This is a genomic window from Paucibacter aquatile (assembly GCF_002885975.1).
GTDB classification, from domain to species: domain Bacteria; phylum Pseudomonadota; class Gammaproteobacteria; order Burkholderiales; family Burkholderiaceae_C; genus Paucibacter_A; species Paucibacter_A aquatilis.
Genome location: NZ_POSP01000003.1, coordinates 3148546 through 3165859 on the forward strand (window position 1 = coordinate 3148546; position 17314 = coordinate 3165859).

Annotated in this window: 12 protein-coding genes; 7 read left to right on the plus strand and 5 right to left on the minus strand. The window is 65.5% G+C overall.

The window, feature by feature from the left end:
• Nucleotides 1–239: 239 nt before the first annotated feature.
• The 5 genes from C1O66_RS16665 to C1O66_RS16685 all read left to right on the plus strand — a co-directional run bounded on the left by C1O66_RS16665 (nt 240) and on the right by C1O66_RS16685 (nt 4856).
• The gene (locus tag C1O66_RS16665) at nt 240–614 is read left to right on the plus strand and encodes a PadR family transcriptional regulator (RefSeq protein WP_223696618.1); all 375 of its coding nucleotides are present in this window, start codon (nt 240–242) and stop codon (nt 612–614) included.
• Nucleotides 615–654: 40 nt separating this feature from the next.
• Nucleotides 655–1170, plus strand: coding sequence for an HAAS signaling domain-containing protein (locus C1O66_RS16670; RefSeq protein ID WP_133155255.1), 516 nt, complete (start codon nt 655–657; stop codon nt 1168–1170).
• Between the two features lie 157 nt (nt 1171–1327).
• Nucleotides 1328–2509 carry a metallophosphoesterase gene (locus C1O66_RS16675; RefSeq protein WP_102768915.1) on the plus strand — a complete coding sequence of 394 codons (1182 nt, stop codon included), beginning with the start codon at nt 1328–1330 and terminating at the stop codon, nt 2507–2509.
• Between the two features lie 46 nt (nt 2510–2555).
• Nucleotides 2556–3047, plus strand: coding sequence for a hypothetical protein (locus C1O66_RS16680; protein WP_102768916.1), 492 nt, complete (start codon nt 2556–2558; stop codon nt 3045–3047).
• Nucleotides 3048–3050: 3 nt separating this feature from the next.
• Nucleotides 3051–4856 (plus strand): serine hydrolase, encoded by a 1806-nt coding sequence (locus tag C1O66_RS16685; RefSeq protein ID WP_102768917.1) that lies wholly within the window; start codon nt 3051–3053, stop codon nt 4854–4856.
• 33 nt (nt 4857–4889) lie between these two features.
• Here the strand turns inward: C1O66_RS16685 and C1O66_RS16690 are convergent, their stop codons facing one another.
• Entirely contained in the window at nt 4890–6338 is a 1449-nt protein-coding gene (locus C1O66_RS16690) for a cytochrome P450 (RefSeq protein WP_102768918.1), read from the minus strand.
• A 107-nt stretch (nt 6339–6445) separates the two neighbouring features.
• Here C1O66_RS16690 and C1O66_RS16695 point away from each other — a divergent pair, with 107 nt between their 5' ends.
• Nucleotides 6446–7318, plus strand: a complete 873-nt coding sequence (locus tag C1O66_RS16695) for a helix-turn-helix domain-containing protein (protein ID WP_102768919.1) — start codon at nt 6446–6448, stop codon at nt 7316–7318.
• A gap of 102 nt (nt 7319–7420) precedes the next feature.
• The gene (locus C1O66_RS16700) at nt 7421–7951 is read left to right on the plus strand and encodes an outer membrane beta-barrel protein (RefSeq protein WP_102768920.1); all 531 of its coding nucleotides are present in this window, start codon (nt 7421–7423) and stop codon (nt 7949–7951) included.
• Between the two features lie 179 nt (nt 7952–8130).
• Here the strand turns inward: C1O66_RS16700 and C1O66_RS16705 are convergent, their stop codons facing one another.
• The 4 genes from C1O66_RS16705 to C1O66_RS16720 all read right to left on the minus strand — a co-directional run bounded on the left by C1O66_RS16705 (nt 8131) and on the right by C1O66_RS16720 (nt 16740).
• Complete coding sequence (locus tag C1O66_RS16705) at nt 8131–10818, minus strand: TonB-dependent receptor plug domain-containing protein (RefSeq protein WP_102768921.1); 2688 nt, start codon at nt 10816–10818, stop codon at nt 8131–8133.
• Between the two features lie 401 nt (nt 10819–11219).
• Nucleotides 11220–12098 (minus strand): hypothetical protein, encoded by an 879-nt coding sequence (locus C1O66_RS16710; RefSeq protein WP_102768922.1) that lies wholly within the window; start codon nt 12096–12098, stop codon nt 11220–11222.
• A 77-nt stretch (nt 12099–12175) separates the two neighbouring features.
• Nucleotides 12176–13837 (minus strand): hypothetical protein, encoded by a 1662-nt coding sequence (locus tag C1O66_RS16715; RefSeq protein WP_133155256.1) that lies wholly within the window; start codon nt 13835–13837, stop codon nt 12176–12178.
• A gap of 473 nt (nt 13838–14310) precedes the next feature.
• Nucleotides 14311–16740 carry an Ig-like domain-containing protein gene (locus C1O66_RS16720; protein ID WP_102768924.1) on the minus strand — a complete coding sequence of 810 codons (2430 nt, stop codon included), beginning with the start codon at nt 16738–16740 and terminating at the stop codon, nt 14311–14313.
• Between the last annotated feature and the right edge of the window lie 574 nt (nt 16741–17314).

Below are 17314 nucleotides of genomic sequence, written 5' to 3' on the forward strand. Positions count from 1 at the left end.
CGCTGCCTTCCCCAAAGCTGACGAAGAGGGTGCGCAGCAGCGCCGCTCCAGCCGCAGCTGCAAGGCATGCGACGACTCGTACACCGACGGGGCGCAGCGCAAGGCCTTGACCGAGGCCGCGACGGCAATGCTTGAGATCCAGACGAGCTTCTGAATCCGGTTCAGCGCCAGGTTCTTGACGGTTTATGTTTTGCCTCATACATTGCACTACAAGGTATGTTGTTGAACAAGGTAAAGCCGTGGAAAACGAAGACTCCCAGGACAAATGGCAGATCCAGATCCGCAAAGGCGCGCTGGAGCTGGTGATCCTTGCCGCTTTGCGCGGTCCGCCGGTCTATGGCCTCGCGCTGCTGCGACATCTGCAGCAGTTCCCCACCACGGCCATCACAGAAGGCACCTTGTATCCCCTGCTCGATCGCCTCAAACGCGACGAGCTGGTCAGCGCCGACTGGATTCAGGAAGGCTCCACCCGCCCGCGCAAGTACTACCAGCTCACCGCCAAAGGTGAACAGCGACTCCAGACCCTCGCTGCCGCTTGGCAACAGTCGGTGGCCGACATCAACGCCTTGCTGACGACGCCGACTCCGGCCGCAGATCCAAGAAAAGGAACTTGACATGATTTCCCGTCAACCGATCCGAGCCTATGTCCGTGCCTTGGCCGGGCATCTCCACAGCCTCGACAAAGTCGATGCGGACGAAGTCATCCGGGAAATCGAAGGCCATCTACACGAGGTGGTGGACAACGCCGAAGAGCGCGGCGAGGCGCTCGATCTGGCGGCACTGCTGGAGGGCTTCGGCCCGCCGCAAGCACTTGCCGCCCAGTACATCGAACATCTGCGTCAGGGCACGCCACCTCCGGCCGGCTTCCGTGTGCTGAGGCGGGTCAAACAGGGTGTCAGCCGCAGCCTGTATTGGTCTATGGGTGTTTTCGGTTACTCCATCGCGGCCGGCTTGCTCTTTCTGGCGCTGGCCAAGCTCTGGTCACCCGACTCCACAGGCGTCTGGTCGGTGGCCGGTGGCCAATCCATTGTGGTGGCTTGGGCCGCTCAGCCTCCGGCGGAGCCGGAACTGCTGGGCTGGTGGCTGCTGCCTGTGGCGCTGGCATTGGCATTGGGCTGTGCCGAACTGACCCGGCGGGTGATGCGCGTTCTGCGACGCGGGCTGATGTAGACGGCGTAAGGCCACCCTCCTGGCCGGCAGGACGCTCCGCCTGAATCACTCGGACCCTGCCTCAGCCACTCCACTGAACGAATCGGCGGCCGGGCATGGCCGTTGGGGTTTCGCTCGCCCGCAAAAAGGCGGAGCAAGCCAGAAACGGGGAATCCGCATGAAAAAACTCTGGACATTGATGTGGCACTTCATGGTCGTGGGCTTGGCGCTAGCAAGCCTTGCGGCCGCCGTCGGCATCTGGCATGGCGCCGATGTCCATCTCGGTGACAACATGACGGCCTACAAAGTGGGCGATGAGGGCCCGCATGTGTTTCTGGAAGGCGATCTCTGGGCGCAGAAAACCCTGCGTGGCAGCCGTGACGAGGGCTTTCATGTGGAAGAAGAAGGCCATCCGCGGCATGGGCCCTTTGCAATCGACGTGCGGTTCCCGCTCGACAACAGCCGATTCACCGTCCATGTGGAGCCGCCGGAGCCCGCAGCGGGCTTTGTCTCACCGCCCGTGCACTATCAGGACGGGGCACCGGTGTTGGCGGTGTCAGACATCGAGGGGAACTACAAGACCTTTCGCGATTTGCTGATCGCAGCGCAGGTCATCGACGCCAATCTGGATTGGAAGTTTGGCCGTGGCCATCTGGTGCTGATCGGTGACTTTGTCGACCGCGGCGCCTCGACGACGCAAGTGCTTTGGCTGATCTACAAGCTCGAGCAAGCGGCGGCTCGGCACGGTGGCCGGGTTCACTACATCCTCGGCAACCACGAGATCAAGAACCTGCAAGGCAATTTTCAGGCGGCCCACAAGAAGTACTTCAACATCGCTGGCATGCTCGGCAAGCAGCAGCACGAGTTGTTTGGTGACCAGTCCTTCATCGGCCAATGGCTGATGAGCAAGAACAGCGTCGAGCTGATCAACGGGGTCTTGTTTGCACACGGAGGCTTGCATCCGATCCTGGCCGAGCTGCCCTACACGCTGGAAGACATCAATGCCCAGGTTCGTCAGCAGTACCGGCAGATGTTCTATCCGAAGAAGGCCGCATCACGGGGGGATGTGCTGAGTGACACCTCGAAAGGCGTCGCCTGGTACCGCGGCTACTTCGAAGGCGACCTGCGTCAGGAAGATGTTGAAAAGCTGCTGAACAAGTTCCAGGCCCGGGCGATCGCAGTCGGCCACACCCCGGTGTGGAACATCAAAACCTTGTTTGACGGCAAGGTCTACGCCGTCGACGTGCGGCATCCACTGGACTACCGCTGGACCCTTCCTGCGCGCCGCTCTCAGGCCCTGAGGCTGGAAGCGGACCAAGCCTGGCGTGTACATGACGACGGTGAGCGTCAGCCCCTGTGAATCCGTCCGCGACTCATTCTCAAGCCCTCTTTTCACGGAGCCACTCATGAACCCACTGAAATTGACCCTGGCGCTGAGCGCCCTGCTGATTTGTGCCCAGCCGATCCTGGCCCAGGCTTCGCCGCAAGCCACCCCAGACGCAGCCGTGCAGGCTGCGTTCCCAACGACGAGTTCATGGAAAGGGGCGGTGACGCTGCCGAACCAGAAGGAACTCAGGGTCGAGCTGCGTCTGCAGCAGGTCAACGCGCAATGGCAAGGCAGCATCGCCATTCCTCAGCAGGGCGCCAAAGACCTGTCCCTCAAGGACATCCAGATCGAAGGCCAAGACCTGCGCTTCAGCATCGCGGACGTGAAAGGAAACCCGACCTTCGTCGGGCGTTTCGATGCAGCCGGCCGGACGGTGAAGGGTGAGTTTTCTCAGGGGCCGGCCAAGATGCCCTTCGAGCTGAAGCAGGACCACGGTGCAGCCGATAGCCAGGCCTCCACACCGGTGACGGAGCTGGCCCCGGCCGGCACATCCAACCCCTCGCGCGAGTAGGCCATGGCAAGCAAGCATCTCGCATGGGCCTTGAGTCTGGCCCTGATTGGCGCTGCGCCCAGTGGGACGAAAGCATCCGCACCCACCACCGTACCGAGTGCCTTGGCCGGCTTCGAGCAAGACGTGGAGAAAATCCGCCAGGACTGGCAGGTTCCGGGCGTGGCGGTCGTGATCGTCCAAGGCGATCAAACCCTGTACGCCAAGGGCTTTGGCTGGCGCGACGTGGCGCGGCGCCTGCCCGTGACGGCCGACACCTTGATGCCCATCGGCAGCGCCAGCAAGGCGTTCACGACGGCGCTGATGGCTGGCTTGGTGGAAGAAGGCAAGCTCGCCTGGGATCAGCCGGTGCAGCGCTGGCTGCCGGAGTTCAAGCTGCATGACCGGGTGGCGGGCGAGCGGCTGACCCCGTTGGACCTGGTCACCCATCGCAGCGGACTGCCGCGGCATGACGCGCTTTGGTACAACGCCCAGCGCTCGCGCCAAGACTTGCTGCATCGTTTGCAGTACCTGGAGCCCAGCAAGGATTTGCGCGCGGCATTCCAGTACAACAACCTGCTGTTCATGGTCGCCGGTCATCTGACGGAGCGTGTGAGTGGGCAGTCCTGGGAAACCCATGTCACCCAGCGCCTGCTGCAGCCGCTCGGCATGAGGCGCAGCAACTTCAGTGTCGAACAGACCCGTGAGGATGCCGATTTCTCGCAGCCCTACCGTCTTGCCAAAAACGGTGAGCCGCAGCAAGTGGCGTTTCGCGCGCTGGATGCCATGAATCCGGCCGGGGGTCTCATCACGTCGGCGAATGAGTTGGCAGCCTGGCTGCGCCTGCATCTGAACAAGGGGCGGTTTGAAGGCCGGCAAGTTCTGAGCGCCGCTAGCATCAGCGCGCTGCAGCAAGCCCACATCAGCACCGGTGCCGAAAGCAGCCCGGATGTGATTGAACGCGGCTACACACCCGGCTGGTTCAGTGATGTGTATCGCGGGCATTTGCGCCTGCATCATGGCGGCAAGATCGACGGCTTCTCCGCGATGGTGATGTGGTTGCCGCAGGCGGGCGTCGGTCTGGCGGTGCTCAGCAATCTGGAGGGTTCGCCGGTTCGCGACTTCATCGCACGCAACGCCATCGATCGCCTGTTGAAGCTGGAGGTGCGTGACGGCAGTGCGCGAGCTCTGCAAGCGCGAGTCGCACAAAAGTCGGAAATGAAGAAGGACAGTTCCCAAGCGCCAGGCGTTCGCAAGGTCGGTACCCAGGCCAGCCATCCACTGTCTGCTTACCTTGGAGATTATGAGCATCCGGCTTACGGCACGGTCTCCATCACCGAACGAGCGGGTGGCCTTCGCATGAGCCTGAACGGCAATGGTGCAAATCTGGTGCATTGGCACCACGACAGCTTTGTCGGTGAGTCCGCCGATGCAGCGGAAGATGCGGTGCTGGCCAGGCAGCGTTTGCAGTTCCTCACGGACCGCGATGGCGAGCCCGGGGCGCTGCAGATGGCGCTGGAGCCGGCCGTCAAGGACATCGTGTTCCAGCGAAAAAAGGAAACGCATCTGAGAGATCCGGCATTCCTGAAGAAGCTCACCGGCACCTTCGTGTTCGACGGCCAGCGCGAGTTCAGCATTGGCTTGCAGGACGACGCGCTGTATGCGGAGATGGCGGGCCGCCCGCGCTACGTCCTGCAGCCGGTGCGCGGGTATCGCTTTGAGCTGCAGGGCTTGAGCGGCTTCAGCATTGAATTCAAGCCCGGCAAGGATGGCCTGTTCAATCAAGCTGAAATCGCGCGACCCGGCAGCAGCTCATGGGCGACCCGCAAGTGATCGAGGGCATCAGGGCAGCAGCGGTGCTCGCATTCAGCGCCGCTCCAGCCGCAGCTGCAGGGCCTGGCTGGGCCGCAGGGTGATGTCCAGGCGCGGCGTGGGTGGCGCCAAGCCCGGCACCGGCGCCAAGCGGTGGTGCTGCAGGATCAGGGCGCCGATCACCATCATCTCGGTCGTGGCGAAATGGCTGCCCAGGCAGACGCGCGGGCCGGCGCCGAAGGGCAGGTAGGCGCCGCGCGGGATCTCGCCGTGGCCGCTGCCGGGATCGAAGCGCTCGGGGCGGAAGGCCTCGGGCTCCTGGAACCAGCGTGGGTCGCGCTGTGTCAGCGCCGGGGTCAGGCGGATCATGGCCCCGGGCGGGATCTCGAAGCCGGCCACGCGTACCGGCGTGCTGGCAATGCGCGTGAGCAGGGCGGCGCCGGGCGGGTAGAGGCGTAAGGTCTCCTTGATGCTGCGGCTCAGGCGCGGCAATTGGGGCAGATCGGCCGCCGTGGGCGCACGCCCGGCCAGCACCTGGTCCAGCTCCTCGGCAATCGCCTGCTGCTCCTGCGGATGGCTGGCCATGCACCAGCCCCACCAGGTGAGCGCGGCGGCCGTGGTTTCGTGGCCGGCCAGAAAGGTGGTCATGCATTCGTCGCGCAGGCCGCCTTCGTCAAAGCCGCGGCCCTCGGGGTCGCGGGCCCGGATCATCATGTCCAGCAGGTCGTCGTGCGGCGTGTCGTCCTCGCGGCGGCGCGCCAACTCGCGGCGGATGAAGCCATCGAGCGTTGCCAGGGCACGCCGTTTGGGTGCTTTCCAGGGCGCCCACAGGGGGCTGCTGACGGGCCAGTAGAACTCGCCCATGGCCACCAAGCTGAGCACATGCACGGCCTCGGCGGCAGCGCGGCCCTGGGCCTCGTCGCTGCGTGAGAACAGGCTGCGCAGAATCACCTCCATGGTCAGCTGGGTCATGGCGGCTTCGAAACCGAAGGCCTCGCGGCCGGCGCCTTGCCAGCGCTGCAGGGCCTGCTGTCCGGCCGCCACCATCAGCGGCAGCAGGGCGTCCACCCGCTTGGGCGCAAAGCCTGGCTGCAGCATCTGGCGCTGGCGCTTCCAGGCGCTTCCTTCAGCCACCAGCACGCTCTGGCCATGGGCCGAGGCAAAGATCTCGGTCGCGCGCGGCCAGCGGATCAGCTGCTCGTGCGAGGCTACCAGCAGCTCGCGCACATGCTCGGGGTGCAGAAAGCTGTAGTCGCGGTAGACCATAAGGCGCTGCTGCACCACATCGCCCCAACGCTGGTGCCAGCCACCCACCGTGCCGAGGTAGTCCCGGCGCATGGCGCGCATCTGCTGAAAACCGATGCCGGCCGGGCCGGGCGGCCGCGCCGCGCTTGATGTGGAGGTGGCCTGGGTGGCCGCAAAAGTCGTTTCGGGCTGCTTGCTCTTGTCCATGGCGCGCATGATGCGCAGGCGGCAGGCCCCCGTCTTGAACGAATTCGACATGGCCCTGGGCTTGTGCGCAGAGCGCCATCGACCCCGCAGGGTGCCACCGTCTGGGCCCAGCGCTCTCGGCCGCGCGAGCTTGTCCCGCACCTGCCTACACTTCCGCCATGCCCGCCGATCGCCACCCCGACACCGTTGCCCGCCTGCTGGTGCCCAGCCTGACCCTGTCCGGCTGCCTGCGGGCCTGCCTGTGGCGCGACACCACGCGGGCGAGCGGCACGCTCAGTGAGGCACAGCGCGAGAGTCACTTCGCCGCCACCCCGCTGTGCGGCCTGACCTGGACCCTGCAGGGCGGCGGCTGGGAGGTGCTGGAGGGTGGCGCGCTGCTGACTATCGAACACCGCGCCCTGCTCGGCGGCCCGCGCAGCCGGCCGGTGCATTTCCGCTCGGACGGCGGTGTCCGCAGCTTCATGGTGGCCTTGCAACCCGAGGCCTTGCATGCGCTGACCGGCCTGGATTTGTCCGCCTTGCTGGATCGTTATGTGGCGATCGAGCAGCTGCTGCCCGGCGAGGACTGGCGCCAGCTCAACACCCAGATGCTGGCCGCGCGCGACGAGCAGGAATGCATGGCGCTGCTGGAGGCCTTTTTCCTGCCGCGCTGGCGGGCGCTGCAGCAGGAGCGGACCGCCGCCCCCGAGCGCGGCCGCTACCGCGACTGGATGCAACACCTGGCCCTGCGCGCCATCGCCGGCGGCCATGGCGCCAGCCTGCGCCAGATGGAGCGGCGCATCAAGCAATGGAGCGGCCAGAGCCTGCGCGCCCTGCGCGGCATCAGCCGGGCCGAGGCCACTTTCTTCCAGGTGCGCCGCGAGATGGAGGCCGGCGAGGTGGTCTGGAGCGCCCTGGCCCAGGACGCCGGCTACACCGACCAGGCCCACCTCTGCCGCGAAACCCGCCGCGTCACCGGCTTCAGCCCCGAGGAGCTGCGCCGGCGCATCGACGAGGAAGAGGCGTTCTGGCCGTATCGGATCTGGGCCTGAGCTCAGCGCACACCCTTTTGGGGGTATGACGGATTGGTAATAACCCGCTGCTAGCATGCGGCGGCCTCACGGGGAGGCATTTGTCATCGAGAAGTAAAACGAATGAAGAAAGCAATCGCCATGGCTGCAATGGCCATGATCTGCGGGGGAGTGTCAGCCGCCGAAGTATCAACTTACCTAGGCGGAGATTTTGGGTCCAGCAAACTTGAACTGAATCAGCAATCTGAGACCACAAGCAGCTTTGGTGCCACCCTCGGCTACCGATTCAACGAGTACCTTGCCGTCGAACTGAAGGCGCAACGTCTGGGCAACTGGAGTCTGGATGGAGCGAACTACCGAGCCGGTGCCTTGAAAGCCTCGGTACTGGGCATCTTGCCGGTCAGCCAGAACGCCCACCTTTATGGCCGCATCGGCTATGGGCGCAACACCTTGGAGGCATCCGCCGCTTCGTCCAAGAGCTCGCTGAGCAGGAGCCAGCTGCTTGTGGGTGCAGGGATCAGTTATCAGTTCGGCCCCCGGTGGAGTGCTCGCTTTGAACTCAACCATCAAGGTGACCAGCCCATCAGCTACAGCTTGGGCCAAGCCAGGGCGACCGTGAGCCAGTACAGCCTGGGCCTGAATTTCTCAATCTGAGGCGTCGATTCGGGCGCGAATGCGGCAATCAGGCCTCTCTGCATCTGGGGGTGATCGCTGCCGCGTTGGGGAGCGGGGACAGAGAAAACAGCCAGTCGGCGATGGAATCGCGGACTGGCTGGCCGAACTCATCTCAGGCCGACGCCGGCAGCGTCGGCCTGAAGTGCAACTTCAGTGCATCAGAAATTCCAGCTGGCGCGGGCTTGCACCGTGCGGCCCAGCGGGTTGAAGTAGCGGTAGTCAAAGCCCAGCATGTGGCTGCCATTGGTGCGCAGCGACAGCGGCGGCTTCTCGTCCAGGACGTTGATCACGCCGAGCGAGAACTTCAGGGCCTTGTTGAACTGGTACTCCGTCTGCAGGTCGAAGGTGAACTGGTTGGGGATGTCCAGGCGCACCGTTTCGTTGGCACCGGCGGGCTTGCCGTTGGCGTCCAGCGGGGTGACCGACTTGTTGATGTCCTTGTAGCCAGACTGGAAGTTCACCGACAAAGTGTGGGCCCAGGCGCCGTGCTGCAAGGTGTTCACGAAGTTGCCCTTCCAGCGGAAGGTCTGGTTGCCGATGGCCGGGTTGTTGTCGCCGATGATCGAGTAGTACTGGCCGTTGGGGATCAGCTGGAACGAATCGCGGATCATGTAGGTGACCTTGAAGCTCGAGGTCAGGCGCCCCATGGGCAGCTGCGCACGGCCGCTCATGTCCATGTCGATACCCGTCACGAAGCGCTTGCCCAGGTTGCTGGTCTTGCGGTTGTAGGCCAGGTATTTACGGCCGGTCACCGGGTCGGTATGGGCCAGCCAGCGGTCCGGGTACTTGTAGACATTGGCGAAGGCCTCGTTCTGGTCCACTTCACCGAACACGCCGTCCACACCCACCCACCACAGGTCAGCACCCGCAGTGAAGTTGGCCGAGGGCTCGAAGCGAACGCCCAAGGTGGCCTGGCGCGACTCTTCCGGCTTGATCTTCTCGTCACCTGCGATGTAGGCGTCGTACTGCAGATTGCCGGGGCGGCACTCGGCGCCCAGGCTGGCCGCCATCTTGGCCATATCGGCCGAGCAGCGGTAGGGCGAGTTGGTCACGCCAAAGGTCATCAGGGGGCGGAAGCGCTGACGCAGGGTCGGCGCGCGGAAGCCGCTGCCCACCGAGGCGCGCACCAGGATCTCCTTGGTCGGCTGGTAGCGCAGGCCCAGCTTGCCGTTGGTGGCGCTGGCAATCTCCTGGTAGTTGTCATAGCGCAGGGCGGTGGTGATCTCCAATTGCTTGGTCAGTGGGGCAGACAGTTCTCCGAACACGCCGTAGGCCTTGCGGGTGGCGCTGTAGGGGATCAGAGCACCGGCATCCCCGAAGCGAGAGTCGTTCTTGTCTGGGCCACCCTTGCCTTGGGCCACTTCGCCCGGCTCACTGATCAGCTTGTCGACCAGATAGCTCGCACCCAGTGCCAGGGCGGCATTGCCGCCATCCAGCTTGAACAGTTCCCGCGAGGCGCGCACATCGGCGCTGCGCAACTCGCTGGTTTCAGTTTGGTAGAGCCCGCTGAGCATGATCTTGGCAGCGGCAGCCTTGGCCGCGTCGCTTTGATTGCCCGGCAGTACGAAGGGGTTCCACAGGCCGCTGCGCAGCAGGGCGCCGAAAGCCTTGCCCAGCGGATAGCCGGAGTTGCTTTCTTCCATCTTGGTCTTTTGGAGCCCCAGGTTGGCCGTGTAATCCCAGCCTTGCAACTGGCCTTCCAGCGACATCCACAGGGCCTGGTTCTTGCGGTCGTACTCGGCGTCACGGTTTCCCAGGTCGATGGCGCGGTAGCGCACCACGGCCGGCGTGGTGTCGGTGTAACCGACCATCTTCAGGTAGTTGCCGAAGGGGCCGGCCGGGTCCACCAGCACGGCGCCGGGTGCGGCGGCGATCTTGCCGCTGGTGAAGGTGCTGCCACCGAGCAGATCGACCGTCAGGGTGTGAGCGTCACCCAGTTTGACGGCGGCCGAGGCAAACACATTGGCGCGCTTGCGGTCCGGCCAGGCCTCCACGGTAGAGGCGTAGTCGAAGTAGCAGGTCGGACCTTCCTGCACATGCATGGGCGGGCAGACACCCTTTTCGACCAGGTAAGCGCTGCGCGACTCACCGGCCACGTCCACATTGCCCGGAATCGCCGAGGGCGAGCCATTGAAAAAGCGGTAGCTCTTGCCGTTGTGCTGGAACCTGATGTCACCGGTCTTGGAGAAGTCGCGCTGATTGGCTACCAAGGCCTCGCGCTTGTCCACCGACAGGCCGGCCATGATGTTGAAGCCGTTCTTGTCCAGATCGCCAAAACCCTTGGAGAGATAGAAATTCTGTTCAGCGCCGCCTTCTTTCTGCGGGCGCGAGGCCGACAGGGTGATGTTGCCGTCGCTGTAGTTGCGCTTGGTGATGAAGTTCACCACGCCGGCCACGGCGTCCGAGCCGTAGATGGCCGAAGCGCCGTCGGTCAGCACTTCCACGCGTTCGATGATGGATAGCGGGACCATGCTCAGGTCCACCGCGCCGCCGCCTTCGCCCACCAGACGGCGGCCGTTGAGCAGCACCAGGGTGCGGTCTTCACCGAGGTTGTGCAGCGAGACGGTGGCCAAGCCGCCGCCGCCGCCGCCAATGGAGGCGGACTCGACCGTGCCGCCCTGAACGGCCGCCAGGTTCTGCAACAGATCCACGGTGGATGTGACACCGCTGCGGTCGATTTCCTTGCGAGAAATCACCTGCACCGGCAGCGCGCCTTCCGAGGCAATCCGCTTGATGGCGGAACCGGTGATCTCCACGCGTTCCAGCGTTTGTTGTGCCAGCGCCGGCGCGGCAAGACTGCACAGAGCCGCGGCGATGGCGGCATGTAGGGCATGAGGTTTAAACATGAATCAACTCCTCCGTCGAATAGGTCGGGGATCTGCTCGGCCGATGTACTGGTCGAATCGCCCCCTGAACCGGGTGGTGGGACGCCTGTACTTGCCAGACCGCGCGAGTGTGCCCAGCCTGCTTGAATGAAAACCTAGTGTTACTGCTAGGTTTCGTTCACAAACGGGGCTTTGTCCCCTGGATGTCACCTATCGGACGGTGGGACTCAGTGGAAACACTGAGGCGTCGACCCTGCCCCTGTTGGTCATGTGAAACGTTTGACCCGAAAGTTGCAAAGGCAATTGTTTGAGTCATGCGGGCGCTTGCGATACGCACAAGCCTGAACTGGCTGCGCTCACGGGCCGCGCTCGCAAAGGCGGATGCGGGGAGCCGGGGTCCGAAGCAAGCAAGGAGGCTGTGCTCACGCGGGCGCGAGGGGCTTGCCGGTCTCCGCACGCCAACAGCTGCCGTCTTCCTCGCTGCAGAAGGACGCCAGCAGGGCCGTGTCCAGGGCCTGGCCCGGCAGGGGCAGCTCTTCGTTGGGCCAGCGTTTGACCAGATGGCCGTTGGCCACGCCGCCAGCATGGAGCGCTTGGTAGGCGCGGCGGTGCTGCATGGTCACGCCGGCGTTGGCATTGGCGATGATGCGGCTCTCGCCCAGCTGCCAGGGTTCGAAGTAGGCGTCGGCCAGGCGGTCGACCTCGCGGAAGTAAGCGCGCGCGCCCTCGGCATCGAGCTTGCGGCGCACGGTGCGGGTGATCTGGCCTTGCAGCTGGTCCAGCGCTTCATAGCTCATGGCCTGCACGGCGGCCGGCGAGAGATCGCGGCCCTGCATCAGTGCCTGAAGCGCCGGCGCCGCTTTCAGCTCTGCGGACAAGGCCAGCACCATGGCCGACACCACGGCATGGTGAGGCGCCACGGCGGTGGCGATGGAGCGGGTTTGCGGCTGATAAGGGCAGCGGATCTCGACAAAACGCGGCTTGGTCGGGCCCGAGCAGCCGTCGTGGTGGTAGTACTCGCCCTGGCTCAGCCGGCCCTTGCTGGAGCGGCCGCGCACATCGCGGTAGCTCGGGTGCCGGCTGTCCAGGTTCAGGCAGACGACCAGGCCGGTGGCATCGGCCAGCTGGAAAAAGGGCTCGCGCCATTCGGGCTGCAACAGGATCTCGTGCAGATAGTCGCTGGGCGCGATCGCCGCATCCGCGGCCTCGGGCTCCAGGCCTTCGATCACCAGCACGAAAGGCTTGGGCCGGCGCACGCGCCAGCGGCGGCCGGCGAAATCGAGGATGGAGGATGCAGACATGAGGGAGCGGGAGTGGCGAGGCGCCGCGAATTTTAGGCCCCCGCCTTGGCCTGCCCCGGGCCGAGACGTCGACGTGTCTATTCGAACTGCAGCTCGACGCTGAAGTTGGCCGTCAGTGCCGGCAGCACACCCGGCGCCGAGGTCCAGACGCCCGCCCAGGTCTTGCCTGTGACGGTGCCGGTCCAGACCGAACCGTTGCCATCGATCAGCTGCAGCGCGGTTGGCGTGGCGGTGCCGGAAGCGCTGAGCGGGCCGCCGACCTGGGCGATCAGGAACACATCGCTGCGGCCGTTGCACGTGAGCTTGTTGGCCTCGCTGGGCGTGCAGACGGTGTTGCTGGTCTTGTCAAAGTGGGTCGAGTAGCGGCTTTTGTTGCTCTTCACCTCGATCTTGCCGGCGGCATCCAGGGCCAGCCAGACGCGCAGGGCGGCCGGGTTGTCGGCCGGCGGGCCGCTCCAGCTGGAGCCGGGCGCTTGCCCGGGCACATTGCCGTCGCCGAACAACACGGGCACGGCAAAGCTGCCCGCACCGGTGCCGCTGGATGTGGCGGTGGCGACCTTGGCCCAGGTGCCGGTCCAGCTCAGGCCGCTCAGCATGCCGCTGAAGGTGTAGCCCTGGGCGTCCGGACCGGTCATCAGCAGGGTGGGCGTGCTTGCACCCTGCGCAGTGAACATGCCGTGCTGTGAGCTCTGGGTGATGCGGCTGGACGCGCCCACGCAGTTCTCGGCATTGGCCGCGCCGTAGGTGCAGAGCGTTTGCAGGCTGCCCTTGACCTTGTGAAAGTCGTAGGTGCCGCCGCTGATGAGGCCCTGGGCATCCAGGCTGAAGCTGACGCGCAGCGGGTAGCTCTCGCCCCCGTTGACCGACAAGGTACCCACGGCAGGCAGGGCAGCCGGGGCGCTGGAGCCGCCGCCGCTGGGGAAGGCAAAGTTGCTCAAGCGTGTGAGGGAGAAGGCGTGGCCGTCGGGGTCGATGCCTTTGACGCTGCGGCCGTCGGCCGACAGGGTGGCGCTGAAGCTGCCGGGCTGGTCGGCGCTGTTCAGGGCCAGGCCTTGGAGCGTGATCGTGCCGTCGGCGGCGCGGCTGGCGCCCATCACCGTGGCGAAGTCTCGCGGATGGTTGTTGCTGTCGGTTCGCTCGACAAAGCTCGTGCTGCTGCAGTTGGCATCGCTGTGCTCACGCACGATGGAGCGCGCGAACTGCACGCGATTGGCGCTGACCTTCTGAATGTCCCACACCTTGAGCCGGCCCTGACCATCGCAGGGCATCTGCCAGAAACCGGTCAGGGTGTCGGTGGCGATCAGCACCAGCGGGTTGGCGTTCAGGCTCGAGGCCTGGCTCCAGAAATGGGTCAGCGCGGCGCTGTTGGAAACCAGGGTGAGTGCCGGCAGGTCTTTGCTGAGGCTGCTGCTCAAGCTGCTGCCTGGCTTGGACAGATCGGCGGCGCTCACCAGCTTGGCGGCAGTGTCGGCCGCGATGGTGATGCCGTTGGCGGGGTTGCGATCGCTGTCCAGCGACTGCAGGGCCACCAGTATGTTCTGGACTGCAGCCGGGTCGGTGCTCAGGTCCGCCGGAGTGACGACGGCGGGGGCGCTGGAGCTGCCCAGCGTCAACGCGCCGATCTTGAAGCTGACGGTCTTGCCCTCGGGGTAGCTGAACTGACCTTGCGCATCGGTGACGCCGACCTTGGTGCCTTCGACCCACACCTCCAGGCCCTGCACGGCAGAGTCCGTGAACACGCCGGTCTTGACCGGCACCGGCGTGGGTGCCGGTGCGGGTGCAGGCGAGGGCGAGGGGACCGGAGCGGGTGTGGGCGAGGCACTGTCGCCGCTCCCTCCGCCTCCGCCGCAAGCGGACAGCAGACAGAGCAGCGAGGCTGCCGCCAGCCCAGCGGTCCAAGCCGCTGTGCGCTCCCTTCTTGCCGCAGCCCGGTGCGGCAGCGGCCTCGCGGCGGGTCGAGGGCAGCTTGTGCTCAGCGAGCTTTGTGTGGGCTTGGTCGGGTGCTTCATATCTAGCGTGGCTTTGCGGCATGGGCCCATGCCTGGAAGGTTGCCCGCCGCTCTGGCAGGCTTGTGAGGTGAGAGTCACAAGCCGCCAAAAGCTCAGCCCCTGAAGTGCGGGGGCGGGAAAGCACGGGGGTCAGGTCTTGCGGCTGCCTACCAGGCGTCAAGGGGGGCAGGGCGCCGGGGGGCCGAGGCCCATGAGCAGTGGGTCAAGGGCCGAGGATCAGGTTGACGCTGAAGCTGCCTGAGCCGGTCAGGCTGGAGTTGGGCGTGGCCACCTTGGTCCAGGTTCCGCTCCACACCATGCCCTGCACCCGGCCGTTGAAGCTGTAGCCGTAGGAATCGGCCGCCATGTTCAGCGTCACCTCGGCGTTGCTGCCGTTCTTGTTCAGCGGGCCGCTTTGCGTGGCCGTGCCAAAGCTGTTGCTGGCGCCGATGCAGCTGATGTCGCCGCTGAAGGTGCAGGGCGTCATCGTGCCCTTGAGCTTGTGGAAGTCATAGCCGCCGCCGGTCAGCTGGCCGGTGCTGCTGAGCGTCAGGTTGACGCGCAGGGGATAGCTCTCGCCATCGCTGCCGATCAGCAAGTTGCTGCCGGGGCCGGCGGGCGCCATATTGCTGGTGTAGACGTTGACGCGCCAGCCGCTCACCCGCGCGGTGCTGCCCACTCCTTCCAGCACGACCATGCGGCCCTGGCGGTTCTGAAGCAGCTTCCATTCGCGCACCGTGCTGCCGCGCTGCAGGCGCAGGGCGCCGTCCGCCGTGAGGCTCCAGCTCAGCGGGAAGCGGGTTTCGCTGCCGTCCGGGTTGCGCTGCACCTGGTTGCCCACCCCGCGGCTGCCGATCTCGAAGGAAATTTCGGGCGCAAAGCCATGCTGCCATCGGCTGTAGATCCAGGGGCTGTCGCTGAAGACCTGGCCTTCCACGCCCACGGCCGCCACCTCATGGGCGCGCCGCGTGGCGCCGTCCTGGGTGTCCACGGCGATCAGGTACTTCATGCCCAGGCTGTCGTCATTGGCCAGCTCGGCATAGCTGCGTTCGAACACCGGCGTGCTGAGGATGAATCGGCCCTCGCTGAGGCGCCATTTGAACTGCGTGCCGCTGCGCAGCAGGCGCGCGGTGTCTGCGCCGGTGAACTCGAGGATGTCGGCGCCATGGCCATCGTCGATGGACTGCACGCCAGCGATGCGCTCGCCCACTTGGAAGCCCCCAGCCAGCGGCGTCAGCTGTTTGGCATCGCTGGCCTTGACCAGGCCTGAGGCCGTCCACTGTTCCTTGCGGATCTGGCCCGTTTGCGGGCCGCTGAGCACCTTCTCGCGGGTGCGCAGGCTCAGCGCCTGGGTGCCGCCGTCGAGGTCACCGGTCAGCTGGCGAAAGCGCAGGCCGGTGATCTCGTAGCGCAGCTGCACTTGCACCTGCTGGCCGGTGCCGGGGTCGAGCTCGCTGGTGACGCTGGTGCGGCCGTAGGGCTGGTCCAGCGTCAGCGTGACGCCCTCGGCATCGGCAACCCAGCTGGCCGATTCACCGAACTGGCTGTTGAGTACGCGCGCCTTGCCGTCCGGCTGGAAGTCGATGACGAAGCCTCCCGAGGTGTTCAGCGTCTGCACCGATTGCACCAGGCGGAAGGCCTGGCTGGGCGCAAAGCTTGGCGCGGCGGCGCCAAGGCCCTCGCCCGCGCTGACCTCGCGCAGCGCTGCCTGATACGCGCTGCTGTTGCTGCTGGCTTGCTGGTTGAGGAAAGCGCTCACGGCGCCAGAGGCCTGGCCGACCAGGGCGGCGGTGTCGACAATGCCGGCGGGCAGTGCGGCGCCCTTGTCCACCACCAGCTTGATGGCCAGGGCCATGTCCTGCAGGCGCTCGCCCGAGACCTGGCGGCTCAGGCTCTTGATCTGGGCCAGGGTGGTGGGCAGCTGGTTCTGGTTGGCCTCGCGCATCAAGACCTGCAGCGCCGTGCTGTAGTGGCTGATCGTGGTGCCGGCGGCCTGGCTCGCACCCAGCACCCCGGCCTTGTCCGCCAGCCTGGCCAGGCTGGCCAGGTCGCCCAGGCTGCTGCTCAGCCTGACATGGCTTTGCGCTCCGGCGCCGCTGGCGCTGAGCTGGATGGGCTCGCTGACGCTGTCACTGAGCACGGTCAGGCGATAGGCGCCATTGCCATCGGCCGCGGCGCTGAAGCTCTTGCCGCCCACGCTGGCGCTGACCTGCGCATTCGCGATCGGCCCGTCGCTGACCAAGCCTTGCAAGGTCAGCGCCGCCTGCACCTTGAGGTTGACGTTGATGCTGGCCTTGCCGCCGTCCTCGGCCTGGGCGGTGTAGCTGAAGCTGTCAGGGCCCACATAACCGGCCACCGGCGTGTACTCCAGCTCGTTGCCGACGATCTTCACCGTGCCATGGCTGGGCGTGCCCACCGCCGCCAAGCTCAGGCTGCCCTTGCTGGCACTGTCATTGGCCAGGGGCTTGAGCACAAACGCCTTGTTCCAGGGCAGGCTGGCCTCGTCGGCGCTCAGGGACAGCGCAATCGGTGCGGGCGCTGGGGCAGGCGTGGGGCTCTCGCCTCCACCGCCGCCACAGGCGGAAAGCAACAGCAGCGATAGCGGCGACAGCGCCGCCGACAGGCCCAGGCGGGCCGGTCGCGGCGGGGCCACGAGAGGACGTTGAGAAAGACGGGGCGACAGTTTCGGATGCATGTGCAGCTCAACTTACAAACAAGGCTCGGCATGGACCCATGCCTGAAAGGCTGCCCACCGCTGTGGCGGGCTTATGAGGTGAGAGTGGGCGGCCGGAGAAACCTCAGGCACTGAAGTGCGGGGGAGGGAAAGCCCTGGGGTCAGCATCTGTTGTCCTGGCTTCTGAGGTCTGCAGTGGCGCGCACACCAGTCCGGCATCCAAAGATGGCGGCGCCAATGCAATATCTGCGCTGCCATGAGCGCCAAGGAACATGGCTTCGAGCGTCATCTCAGCAAACCCGGACAGGTGCTACAGCGTTCCTGTGGCCATGCCTTTGCCCGGTTGCATGCAAGCTCTGCACAAAGTCCTGGCCCTTTCTCTGGCATCGAAGCTGGAACGTACCCTCCTGCCCAATGCCCTGGGTAACGGCATCATTCACAGCCAGACGCAAAACCTGCGCGGCCTGCCCCTGGTGAACCGCGATGCCGGGGTGATGCAAGACCAGGGTCAAGAGGGTCGGGTCAAGAGGAGGGTCAACAGGAGGGTCAAGAG

What these genes read in the sequence shown, in the direction of transcription:
- C1O66_RS16685 (WP_102768917.1), top strand. Translation starts at nt 3,051, where the DNA reads ATGGCAAGCAAGCATCTCGCATGGGCCTTGAGTCTGGCCCTGATTGGC.
- C1O66_RS16710 (WP_102768922.1), bottom strand. Translation starts at nt 12,098, where the DNA reads ATGTCTGCATCCTCCATCCTCGATTTCGCCGGCCGCCGCTGGCGCGTG.
- C1O66_RS16690 (WP_102768918.1), bottom strand. Translation starts at nt 6,338, where the DNA reads ATGTCGAATTCGTTCAAGACGGGGGCCTGCCGCCTGCGCATCATGCGC.
- C1O66_RS16695 (WP_102768919.1), top strand. Translation starts at nt 6,446, where the DNA reads ATGCCCGCCGATCGCCACCCCGACACCGTTGCCCGCCTGCTGGTGCCC.
- C1O66_RS16675 (WP_102768915.1), top strand. Translation starts at nt 1,328, where the DNA reads ATGAAAAAACTCTGGACATTGATGTGGCACTTCATGGTCGTGGGCTTG.
- C1O66_RS16680 (WP_102768916.1), top strand. Translation starts at nt 2,556, where the DNA reads ATGAACCCACTGAAATTGACCCTGGCGCTGAGCGCCCTGCTGATTTGT.
- C1O66_RS16700 (WP_102768920.1), top strand. Translation starts at nt 7,421, where the DNA reads ATGAAGAAAGCAATCGCCATGGCTGCAATGGCCATGATCTGCGGGGGA.
- C1O66_RS16705 (WP_102768921.1), bottom strand. Translation starts at nt 10,818, where the DNA reads ATGTTTAAACCTCATGCCCTACATGCCGCCATCGCCGCGGCTCTGTGC.